Source organism: Burkholderia sp. Tr-862 (genome assembly GCF_011753085.1).
In the GTDB taxonomy this organism is placed as follows: Bacteria; Pseudomonadota; Gammaproteobacteria; order Burkholderiales; family Burkholderiaceae; genus Burkholderia; species Burkholderia ambifaria.
In genome coordinates this window covers 1-11,439 of sequence record NZ_VWWG01000191.1, presented here as the reverse complement: position 1 = coordinate 11,439, position 11,439 = coordinate 1, and the positions used below count along the sequence as shown (strand labels likewise).

The following is an 11,439-nucleotide window of genomic DNA, read 5'->3' as shown; positions in this document are numbered from 1 at the left end:
TCGCGCCGGCGCCGCTGCCCGCGCCGCGCGAGGCCGGGCGGCGCCCCGGCGCACCGGCTACAATGACGCTTTTCCCGTCTTCGCCGGTCTTCCGCCATGTCTGCGACCCCTCTCGCTGCTTCCGTCCCGCTCGACGCGCCCTACACGCGCGGCGCCGAACTGCCCGTGCTGCTGAAATCGCGCATCCTGATCCTCGACGGCGCGATGGGCACGATGATCCAGCGCTACAAACTCGACGAGGCCGCCTATCGCGGCGAGCGCTTCAAGGACTTCCCGCGCGACATCAAGGGCAACAACGAGCTGCTGTCGCTCACGCAGCCGCAGATCATCCGCGAGATCCACGACCAGTACTTCGCGGCCGGTGCGGACATCGTCGAAACCAACACGTTCGGCGCGACGACGGTCGCGCAGGCCGACTACGGGATGGAAGACCTCGTCGTCGAGATGAACGTCGAATCGGCGCGGCTCGCGCGCGAATCGGCCGTGCGTTATGCCACGCCCGACAAACCCCGCTTCGTCGCGGGCGCGATCGGGCCGACGCCGAAGACAGCGAGCATCTCGCCGGACGTCAACGACCCGGGCGCGCGCAACGTCACGTTCGACGAACTGCGCAGCGCGTATTACCAGCAGGCGAAGGCGCTGCTCGACGGCGGCGTCGACCTGTTCCTCGTCGAGACGATCTTCGACACGCTGAACGCGAAGGCCGCGCTGTTCGCGCTCGACGAATTGTTCGAAGACACCGGCGAGCGCCTGCCGATCATGATCTCGGGCACCGTGACCGACGCCTCGGGCCGCATCCTGTCGGGCCAGACGGTCGAGGCGTTCTGGAATTCGCTGCGCCACGCGAAGCCGCTCACGTTCGGCCTGAACTGCGCGCTCGGCGCGGCGCTGATGCGCCCGTACATCGCCGAGCTCGCGAAGCTGTGCGACACCTACGTGTCGTGCTACCCGAACGCGGGCCTGCCGAACCCGATGAGCGACACCGGTTTCGACGAGACGCCGGACGTCACGTCGGGCCTGCTGAAGGAATTCGCGCAAGCCGGGCTCGTGAACCTCGCGGGCGGCTGCTGCGGCACGACACCCGAGCACATCGCCGAGATCGCGAAGGCGCTCGCCGACGTGAAACCGCGCCGCTGGCCGAGCCACTACAGCGACGCCGCCTGACCGACCGCCCCAACGCCCGCCCTACCTCACACGAATTCGCACCGCCATGACCGATCACATGATGCGCCTTGCCGGCCTCGAGCCGTTCAACGTCACGTCCGGGACGCTCTTCATCAACGTCGGCGAACGCACCAACGTCACCGGCTCGAAGGCGTTCGCGCGGATGATCCTGAACGGCCAGTTCGACGAGGCGCTCGCCGTCGCGCGCCAGCAGGTCGAGAACGGCGCGCAGGTGATCGACATCAACATGGACGAGGCGATGCTCGATTCGAAGGCGGCGATGGTGCGCTTCCTGAACCTGATCGCCTCCGAGCCGGACATCGCGCGCGTGCCGATCATGATCGACTCGTCGAAGTGGGAAGTGATCGAGGCCGGTCTCAAGTGCGTGCAAGGCAAGGCGATCGTGAACTCGATCTCGCTGAAGGAAGGCGAGGAAGCGTTCCGCCATCACGCGAACCTGATCCGCCGCTACGGCGCGGCGGCGGTCGTGATGGCGTTCGACGAGACGGGCCAGGCCGATACCTATGCGCGCAAGACCGAGATCTGCAAGCGCTCGTACGACTTCCTCGTGAACGAAGTCGGCTTCCCGCCGGAAGACATCATCTTCGACCCGAACATCTTCGCGGTCGCGACCGGCATCGAGGAGCACAACAACTACGCGGTCGACTTCATCGAGGCGACCCGCTGGATCAAGCAGAACCTGCCGTACGCGAAGGTGAGCGGCGGCGTGTCGAACGTGTCGTTCTCGTTCCGCGGCAACGACCCGGTGCGCGAGGCGATCCACACCGTGTTCCTGTACCACGCGATCCAGGCGGGGATGGACATGGGCATCGTGAACGCGGGCCAGCTCGGCGTGTACGCCGATCTCGACGCGGAACTGCGCGAGCGGGTCGAGGACGTGATCCTGAACCGCCGCGAGGATTCCACCGACCGCCTGCTCGAGATCGCCGACAAGTTCAAGACCGGCGCCGCGAAGAAGGAAGAGAACCTCGAGTGGCGCAACCAGCCGGTCGAAAAGCGCCTCGCGCACGCGCTCGTGCACGGGATCACGAACTTCATCGTCGAGGATACCGAGGAAGCGCGCGCGGCCATCGCGGCGGCCGGCGGCCGCCCGATCAACGTGATCGAAGGCCCGCTGATGGACGGGATGAACGTCGTCGGCGACCTGTTCGGCCAGGGCAAGATGTTCCTGCCGCAGGTCGTGAAGTCGGCGCGCGTGATGAAGCAGGCCGTCGCGCACCTGATCCCGTTCATCGAGGAAGAAAAACGGCTGCTCGCGGAAGCGGGCGGCGACGTGCGCGCGAAGGGCAAGATCGTCATCGCGACCGTGAAGGGCGACGTGCACGACATCGGCAAGAACATCGTGTCGGTCGTGCTCCAGTGCAACAACTTCGAAGTCGTCAACATGGGCGTGATGGTCCCGTGCAACGAGATCCTCGCGAAGGCGAAGGTCGAGGGCGCGGACATCATCGGGCTGTCGGGCCTCATCACGCCGAGCCTCGAGGAAATGGCGTACGTCGCGTCCGAAATGCAGCGCGACGATTACTTCCGCGTGAAGAAGATCCCGCTCCTGATCGGCGGTGCGACGACTTCGCGCGTGCACACGGCCGTGAAGATCGCGCCGCACTACGAAGGCCCGGTCGTCTACGTGCCCGACGCATCGCGCTCGGTGTCGGTCGCATCGAGCCTGCTGTCGGACGAAGGCGCGACGAAGTACCTCGACGAACTGAAGTCCGATTACGAACGGATCCGCGAACAGCACGCGAACCGCAAGGCCCAGCCGATGGTCACGCTCGCCGAGGCGCGCGCGAACAAGGCGAAGCTCGACTGGGCGAGCTACCAGCCCGTGAAGCCGAAGTTCATCGGCCGCCGCGTGTTCAAGAACTACGACCTGAACGAGCTCGCGAACTACATCGACTGGGGCCCGTTCTTCCAGACCTGGGATCTCGCGGGCCCGTACCCGGCGATCCTGAACGACGAGATCGTCGGCGAATCGGCACGGCGCGTGTTCTCCGACGCGAAGTCGATGCTCGCGCGCCTGATCCAGGGCCGCTGGCTCACCGCGAACGGCGTGATCTCGCTGCTGCCGGCGAACACGGTCAACGACGACGATATCGAAATCTACACCGACGATTCGCGCTCCGAAGTGCTGCTCACGTGGCGCAACCTGCGCCAGCAGAGCGTGCGTCCGGTGGTCGACGGCGTGATGCGCCCGAACCGCTCGCTCGCGGACTTCATCGCGCCGAAGGAATCGGGCATCGCCGACTACATCGGGATGTTCGCGGTCACGGCCGGCCTCGGCGTCGACGTGAAGGAAAAGCAGTTCGAAGCCGACCACGACGACTACAGCGCGATCATGCTGAAGGCACTCGCCGACCGCTTCGCGGAAGCGTTCGCCGAGGCGATGCACGCCCGCGTGCGCCGCGAGCTGTGGGGCTATGCGAGCGGCGAGACGCTCGACAACGAGGCGCTGATTGCCGAAAAGTACGCGGGCATCCGCCCGGCGCCCGGCTACCCGGCCTGCCCCGACCACCTCGTGAAGCGCGACATGTTTGCCGCGCTGCATGCGGAGGAAATCGGGATGAGCGTGACCGAATCGCTGGCGATGCTGCCGGCCGCGAGCGTGTCGGGCTTCTATCTCGCGCATCCGGACAGCCGGTACTTCTCGGTCGGCAAAATCGGGCAGGATCAGCTCGACGACTACGCGCGGCGGATGTCGCTGTCGCTCGCCGACGCGCGGCGCGCGCTCGCGCCGCAACTCTGAGCGATGCAAACGGGCGGCCAGCCGCCCTTTTATCAGACGAAATGAAAAGCCCGCTCGAAAGCGGGCTTTTTTTGCCGTGCCGACCTGTCGATCGGGCGGGCAAGGAAGCTCAGAAGCCCCAGTGCACGTCGGCCTCGCCGGCCTTCGCTTCGCGCAGCATCGTGAGGAAGGGTGCGACGCGCTGTGCCAGGCTCGGCGGCACTTCGTGGTGTGCGTGGTCGACGTCGTCCTCGTGGAAGTGGCCCGCGTGCTCGGCGCGCTCCTGCTTCGCCTGCGCGACCGCGCCTTCCAGCTTGGCGATTGCGTGGTCCAGTTCGTCGTGCGTAATCACACCGCGCTCGCCCAGCTGCTTGCCGACGAGACCCAGCACATACACGGCGAAATCCTTCAGCACGTCGAGATCCTGTGCCGCCTTGCTCTTGAACGTAATCATGACAATTCCCTTTTCATCTTGTTGTGCCTGCGCGGCGCGGTTGGGGGGACGCCGGCAGACCGGCGTCCGGCCTCGCGAAGCCGGGGCGCCTGAGCGGCATATTAGCACCTGTTAAAATTCTGCGATCCCTGAAACGCGCGCTTAAAAAGCGCGCCGGCCGGCCGGTGTTTCCGGCAGCCACCAACGAAGCCTTCTACCAGCATGCTGCCAGCACACAAACAGACCCTCGAAGCCCTGCTCGCGGATAGCGTCACGCAGGTCGCACACGCGCTGAAAGGCGCCGACTCGGCGTTCGTCACCCCGGCCATCACGCTGGAGCGCCCGAAGGTCGCCGCGCACGGCGACGTCGCGTGCAACGTCGCGATGCAGCTCGCCAAGCCGCTCGGCACGAACCCGCGCCAGCTCGCCGAGAAGATCGTCGCCGCCCTCACGGCCCAGCCGGCCGCGCAAGGGCTCGTCGACGCAGCCGAAATCGCCGGCCCCGGCTTCATCAACCTGCGCCTGACGGCCGCCGCGAAACAGGCGGTGATCGCCGCCGTGTTCGAGCAGGGCCGCGCGTTCGGCACGTCGGAACGCGAAAAGGGCAAGCAGGTGCTGCTCGAATTCGTGTCGGCCAACCCGACCGGCCCGCTGCACGTCGGCCACGGCCGCCAGGCGGCACTCGGCGACGTGCTCGCGAACGTGATCGCGAGCCAGGGCTACGCGGTGCACCGCGAGTTCTACTACAACGATGCCGGCGTGCAGATCGGCAACCTGGCGATCTCGACGCAGGCGCGCGCGCGCGGCCTGAAGCCGGGCGACGCGGGCTGGCCGGAAGCCGCGTACAACGGCGAATACATCGCCGACATCGCACGCGACTACCTGAACCGCGAGACGGTCGCCGCGAAGGATGGCGAGCCGGTCACGGGTGCGGGCGACATCGACGATCTCGACGCGATCCGCAAGTTCGCGGTCGCGTACCTGCGACACGAGCAGGATATGGATCTGCAGGCGTTCGGCGTGAAGTTCGACCAGTACTACCTCGAGTCGTCGCTGTACAGCGAAGGCCGGGTCGAGAAGACGGTCGACGCGCTGGTCAAGGCCGGCATGACCTACGAGCAGGACGGCGCGCTGTGGCTGCGCACGACCGACGAAGGCGACGACAAGGATCGCGTGATGCGCAAGTCGGACGGCACGTACACGTACTTCGTGCCGGACGTCGCGTATCACGTGACGAAATGGGAGCGCGGCTTCACGCAGGTGATCAACATCCAGGGCTCGGACCACCACGGCACGATCGCGCGCGTGCGCGCGGGCCTGCAGGGTCTGCACATCGGCATCCCGAAGGGCTATCCCGACTACGTGCTGCACAAGATGGTCACCGTGATGCGCGACGGCCAGGAAGTGAAGCTGTCGAAGCGCGCGGGCAGCTACGTGACGGTGCGCGACCTGATCGAATGGTCGGGCGGCGCGGCGCCGGGCCAGGAAGCGGCACCCGACCTGATCGACGAGGCGACCATCACGCGCGGCCGCGACGCGGTCCGTTTCTTCCTGATCTCCCGCAAGGCCGACACCGAATTCGTGTTCGACATCGACCTCGCGCTGAAACAGAACGACGAGAATCCGGTCTATTACGTGCAGTACGCGCATGCGCGCATCTGCTCGGTGCTCAACGAACTGAAGTCGCGCTACAACGTCGACGTGGCGCAGCTGCCGGGCGCCGACCTGGCGCAGCTCACGAGCCCGCAGGCCGTGTCGCTGATGCAGAAGCTCGCCGAGTATCCGGACATGCTCACGCACGCGGCGAACGAGCTGGCGCCGCATGCGGTCGCGTTCTACCTGCGCGATCTCGCTGGTGAATTCCACTCGTTCTACAATGCGGAGCGCGTGCTGGTCGACGACGAAGCACCGCGCAACGCACGCGCCGCGCTCCTCGCCGCGACCCGGCAGGTGCTCGAGAATGGTCTGGCGGTGCTCGGCGTGTCCGCGCCCGCCAAGATGTAAGCGGCCCGAACCGGGCAGCGAATGGCCGGGGCAGGAGCGCCTGCCCCCCGGATGCCCGTCGCAGCCTTTTCACGATTTTTTTGCAGGTGACTCAAGCAATGGCACAACCACGCCGAACTTCGAAGCAATCGAAACAAGCCGGAGGGACATTTCTTGGAATCGTGCTGGGCCTGATCGTTGGCCTCGCGATCGCGGTGGTGGTGGCGCTCTACATCACGCGTTCGCCGTCGCCGTTCGTGTCGAAGGTCGCACCGCCGCCGACCGACACCGGCGCGAGCCAGCCGCAGCAGTTCGATCCGAACCGCGCGCTGCAGGGCAAGACGCCCGGCCAGCCGGTGCCGCAGGCCGCGCAATCCGCGCCGCCCAACACCGCGCCCGGCCAGGCCGCGAACCAGACCCAGGGCGGCCTGCTGCCCGAACCGCAGATCGTCGAGGTGCCGCCGTCGGGCAACGCGAACGGCTCCAGCGGCTCGAGCAACACCCCCGCATCGAACAATGCGCCGTCGGGCAACGGCGTCGCGGTCGCGCCGAAGCCGGCCGACAACACGCCGCCGCCGAAGAAGACGCAACCGGCGCAGCAACAGCAGCAAGGCGGCGAGGATGATCTCGCGCGCTTCGCCGCGCAGAAGCAGGCACAGCAGGCGGCCGCGCAGAAACAGCAGCAACAGCAACTGGCCGCGAACACGCCGAAGCCGGCGCCGTCCGCGACATCCGCGACGTCCGCCGCTGCAGCGAAACCGCCGACCGCGAACGACGCGAACACCGGCTACTTCCTGCAGGTCGGCGCGTACAAGACGGAAGGCGACGCCGAGCAGCAGCGCGCGCGGCTCGGCTTCCAGGGCTTCGAGTCGAAGGTGTCGAAGCGCGATGTCAGCGGCGTGACCTATTTCCGCGTGCGCGTCGGCCCGTTCTCGAAATTCGAGGATATGAACTCGGCCCGTCAGCGCCTGTCCGATGCAGGTGTCGACACGGCGGTGATCCGCTTCACGAAGCAGTAAGCAACCGGCCGCGCCCACGCAGAACCCGTTACGTTTCGTAATCCGAGCAACTGATTCGACGCTTACAACATGAAAAAACTACTTAGCACGCTCCTCCTGTCCCTCGGCCTGGCCGCCGCGGGCTTCGCCCAGGCGTCGCCCGCCGCGCCGGTGTCCGGCAAGGACTTCGAGGTGATGAAGTCGCCGCAGCCGGTGTCCGCACCGGCCGGCAAGGTCGAGGTCATCGAGTTCTTCTGGTACGGCTGCCCGCACTGCTACGAATTCGAGCCGACGATCGAGGCCTGGGTGAAGAAGCAGGGCAACAACATCGACTTCAAGCGCGTGCCGGTCGCGTTCCGTGACGATTTCCTCCCGCACTCGAAGCTGTTCTACGCGGTGTCCGCGCTCGGCATCTCGGAGAAGGTCACGCCGGCGATCTTCAACGCGATCCACAAGCAGAAGAACTACCTGCTGACGCCGCAGGCGCAGGCCGACTTCCTGGCGACGCAGGGCGTCGACAAGAAGCAGTTCATGGACGCGTACAACTCGTTCAGCGTGCAGGGCCAGGTGAAGCAGTCGGCCGAGCTGCTGAAGAGCTACGCGATCGACGGCGTGCCGACGGTCGTCGTCCAGGGCAAGTACAAGACGGGCCCGGCTTACACGAACAGCATCCCGGGCACCGCTCAGGCGCTCGACTACCTCGTGAAGCAGGTTCAGGACAAGAAGCTCTGATCCCCGCCCGCGCGCCGGCATGACTACTCCGCTGAAAGTCTTCATCACCGGCGCGTCGAGCGGCCTCGGCCTCGCGATGGCCGAGGAATACGCCCGCCAGGGCGCCACGCTCGCTCTCGTCGCGCGCCGCACCGATGCCCTCGATGCGTTCGCGCGGCGCTTCCCCAAGCTGTCCGTCTCCGTCTATAGCGCCGACGTGCGCGACGCCGATGCGCTCGCGACGGCCGCCGCGTCGTTCATCGCCGCGCACGGCTGCCCCGACGTCGTGATCGCGAACGCGGGCATCAGCCAGGGCGCCGTCACGGGCCAGGGCGACCTCGCCACGTTCCGCGACGTGATGGACATCAACTACTACGGGATGGTCGCGACGTTCGAGCCGTTCGTCGGCCCGATGACGGCCGCGCGCCACGGCACGCTGGTCGGCGTCGCGAGCGTCGCCGGCGTGCGCGGCTTGCCGGGCTCCGGCGCGTACAGCGCGTCGAAGTCGGCCGCGATCAAGTATCTCGAGGCGCTGCGCGTCGAGCTGCGCCCGGCCGGCGTCGGCGTCGTGACGATCGCGCCCGGCTATATCCGCACGCCGATGACCGCGCACAACCCGTACCGGATGCCGTTCCTGATGGACGCCGATCGCTTCGCGGCCCGCGCCGCGCAGGCGATCGCGCGGCAGCACGCGTTCCGCGTGATTCCATGGCAGATGGGCGTCGTCGCGAAGGTGCTGCACGTGTTGCCGCGCTGGCTCTACGACCGCCTGTTCGAGAAGGCGCCGCGCAAGCCGAAGGCCGGGGCGCACTGAGTGCATCGCGCATCCGGCACGCCGTGCGTGCCGGACCGGTGCTGCATCGGCGTCGCGGCCGCGCGGTTTTCTGCGTTCCCGCCGCGCCACTCGCCGCGCGCTGCTGCGGCGACTCCCCTTGCCGAGTCCGTCGCGCCCGCTGATCCGCGCCTTCCCACGTTGCCTTCGCAACCGTGCGCCTCCCCCCCTCCTTTACCGCCGCCCCAACACGCATTCCGTCGCGAACGCAGCCGTTGTTCGCTCAATTCACCGCGTTCCGACGCCTTTTTTCACGCGCCGCGCGCTTTGCCGGTATGCTATTCGCCAGCCGTGCCGGCCCCGCCCATCACCGGGCCGCGCCTGCATTCCGCATGCATTCCGACATCCGGCAAAAATCACAAGTCACGTGGGAGAACCTATGCACGTCAAGCTGTTCGCCGCGGCTGCGCTCGCCGCCGCCCTCGCCGCTCCCGGCCTCGTCATCGCCAAGCCGCTCACCGTCTGCTCGGAATCGAGCCCGGACGGCTTCGACGTCGTGCAGTACAACTCGCTCGTCACCACGAACGCATCGGCCGACGTGATCTTCAACACGCTCGTGTCGTACGACGAAGCCGCGAAGAAGGTCGTGCCGGCGCTCGCCGACAAATGGGAAGCCAGCGCCGACGGCCTCACGTACACGTTCCACCTGCGCCCGAACGTCGCGTTCCAGACCACCGACTACTTCAAGCCGGGCCGCCCGCTGAACGCGGACGACGTCGTGTTCACCTTCTCGCGGATGCTTGACGATGCGAACCCGTGGCACAAGGTGGCCGGCGCGAGCGGCTTTCCGCACGCGCAGTCGATGGGCCTCGTGAAGCTCGTGAAGTCGGTCACGAAGGTCGACGACAACACGGTGAAGTTCGTGCTGAACGAGCCGAACGCGACGTTCGTGCCGATCCTGACGATGGGCTTCGCGTCGATCTACTCGGCCGAATACGCGGACCAGTTGCTGAAGGCCGGCAAGCAGGCCGACCTGAACGCGAAGCCGATCGGCACCGGCCCGTTCGTGCTGAAGAGCTACACGAAGGACGCGCTGATCCGCTACGACGTGAACCCGACCTACTGGGGCGCGAAGCCGAAGGTCGACCGGCTGATCTACGCGATCACGCCCGACGCATCCGTGCGCATGCAGAAGGTGAAGGCCGGCGAATGCCAGATCGCGCTGTCGCCGAAGCCGCAGGACGTGCTCGCCGCAAAGGGCGAAAGCGCGCTGAAGGTCGTGCAGACGCCCGCGTTCATGACCGCGTTCGTCGCGCTGAACACGCAGAAGAAGCCGCTCGACAACGAGAAGGTGCGCGAGGCGCTGAACCTCGCGTTCGACCGCGCGACCTACCTGAAGGTCGTGTTCGACAACACGGCGACCGCCGCGAACAACCCGTATCCGCCGAACACGTGGAGCTACGCGAAGGACATCGCGCCGTATGCGTACGATCCCGCGAAGGCGAAGCAGCTGCTCGCGTCGGCCGGTTTCCCGAACGGCTTCTCGACGACGATCTGGACCCGCCCGACGGGCAGCGTGCTGAACCCGAACCCGAAGGCCGGCGCGGAACTGCTGCAGGCCGACCTCGCGAAGATCGGCGTGAAGGCCGAGGTGAAGGTGATCGAATGGGGCGAGCTGATCAAGCAGGCGAAGCTCGGCCAGCATGACATGCTGTTCATGGGCTGGGCCGGCGACAACGGCGATCCGGACAATTACCTGTCGCCGCTGTTCAGCTGCAACGCCGTGAAGTCGGGCATCAACTTCGCGCGCTTCTGCGACGCGCAGCTCGACAAGCTGATCGCCGACGGCAAGTCGACCGCCGACCAGGCAAAGCGCGCGAAGCTGTACGAATCGGCGCAAAAGGTGATCCACGATCAGGCGCTGTGGATTCCGCTCGGCTACCCGACCGCGGCCGCGCTCACGCGCGCGAACGTGAGCGGCTATCACGTCAGCCCGTTCGGCCGCCAGAACTTCACGGCAGTCTCCGTGCAGTAACCGTGCGTGGCGCGCAAGCGACGGCATCCCGGCCCGTCGCTTGCGGCCAGCGCGGCGCGCTTGCTACACTGCGCGCTCATTCCTCATACCGGACGCCAGCCAAAGTGACCAACTAAGCCTTCCCAAAAATGTTTTCGCCGCCGTGCCACGCACGCCGCGCGAAGGGTTTCACGCATTTTCGGAGGTGCTTATGGCTGCTGCCACGCCAACCGGCGCGCTCGTCGCGCTTCATCACGTTTCCTTCCGCTTCGACGACGGCGTCACGCTGTTCGATTCGCTCGACCTTTCCATCGATCGCACGCCGACGGGCATCGTCGGCCGCAACGGTGTCGGCAAGAGCCTGCTCGCGCAACTGATCGCGGGCCGGCGCACGCCTAGCGCGGGCACCATCGACCGGCACACGCCCGTCGTCTACGTCGCGCAGCAGCACGACGACGCGCCGGCCGGCACGCGCACCGTCGCGGAAATCGCCGCGCTCGATGCGCCGCTCGCGGCCCTTGCACGCCTGGCGGACGGGCGCGCGCACGCGCTCGACTTCGACCTGATCGGCGATCGCTGGGACCTCGCCGAGCGGCTGCGCGCGGCGCTCGACGCGGCCGA

9 protein-coding genes are annotated in these 11,439 nt (G+C 66.9%); 8 read left to right on the top strand and 1 reads right to left on the bottom strand.

What is annotated here, in order from left to right; all coding sequences use genetic code 11:
- The first annotated feature begins 96 nt into the window (after window positions 1–96).
- Together F3J14_RS30335 and metH are read left to right on the top strand one after the other, a co-directional pair.
- The gene (locus F3J14_RS30335; RefSeq protein ID WP_166726074.1) at window positions 97–1,164 is read left to right on the top strand and encodes a homocysteine S-methyltransferase family protein; all 1,068 of its coding nucleotides are present in this window, start codon (window positions 97–99) and stop codon (window positions 1,162–1,164) included.
- 46 nt (window positions 1,165–1,210) lie between these two features.
- A complete protein-coding gene (gene metH, locus F3J14_RS30330; RefSeq protein ID WP_166726073.1) occupies window positions 1,211–3,928 on the top strand; it encodes a methionine synthase in 2,718 nt (905 codons plus the stop codon).
- Between the two features lie 109 nt (window positions 3,929–4,037).
- Here metH and F3J14_RS30325 read toward each other — a convergent pair whose 3' ends face one another.
- Window positions 4,038–4,361: a DUF1840 domain-containing protein gene (locus tag F3J14_RS30325; RefSeq protein WP_034176831.1), complete on the bottom strand. Its 324-nt coding sequence runs from the start codon at window positions 4,359–4,361 to the stop codon at window positions 4,038–4,040.
- Between the two features lie 201 nt (window positions 4,362–4,562).
- Here F3J14_RS30325 and argS point away from each other — a divergent pair, with 201 nt between their 5' ends.
- From argS to F3J14_RS30295, 6 genes are all read left to right on the top strand, one after another.
- Complete coding sequence (gene argS / locus F3J14_RS30320) at window positions 4,563–6,344, top strand: arginine--tRNA ligase (protein ID WP_166726072.1); 1,782 nt, start codon at window positions 4,563–4,565, stop codon at window positions 6,342–6,344.
- Between the two features lie 98 nt (window positions 6,345–6,442).
- Window positions 6,443–7,342 carry an SPOR domain-containing protein gene (locus F3J14_RS30315; protein WP_166726071.1) on the top strand — a complete coding sequence of 300 codons (900 nt, stop codon included), beginning with the start codon at window positions 6,443–6,445 and terminating at the stop codon, window positions 7,340–7,342.
- 69 nt (window positions 7,343–7,411) lie between these two features.
- Window positions 7,412–8,053, top strand: coding sequence for a thiol:disulfide interchange protein DsbA/DsbL (locus F3J14_RS30310; RefSeq protein ID WP_166726070.1), 642 nt, complete (start codon window positions 7,412–7,414; stop codon window positions 8,051–8,053).
- Between the two features lie 19 nt (window positions 8,054–8,072).
- A complete protein-coding gene (locus F3J14_RS30305; RefSeq protein WP_006750886.1) occupies window positions 8,073–8,846 on the top strand; it encodes an SDR family oxidoreductase in 774 nt (257 codons plus the stop codon).
- A gap of 397 nt (window positions 8,847–9,243) precedes the next feature.
- Window positions 9,244–10,839 (top strand): ABC transporter substrate-binding protein, encoded by a 1,596-nt coding sequence (locus F3J14_RS30300; protein ID WP_166726069.1) that lies wholly within the window; start codon window positions 9,244–9,246, stop codon window positions 10,837–10,839.
- 190 nt (window positions 10,840–11,029) lie between these two features.
- Window positions 11,030–11,439, top strand: a 410-nt coding sequence (locus F3J14_RS30295) for an ATP-binding cassette domain-containing protein (RefSeq protein WP_166726068.1), incomplete at its 3' end; no start/stop codon positions are given.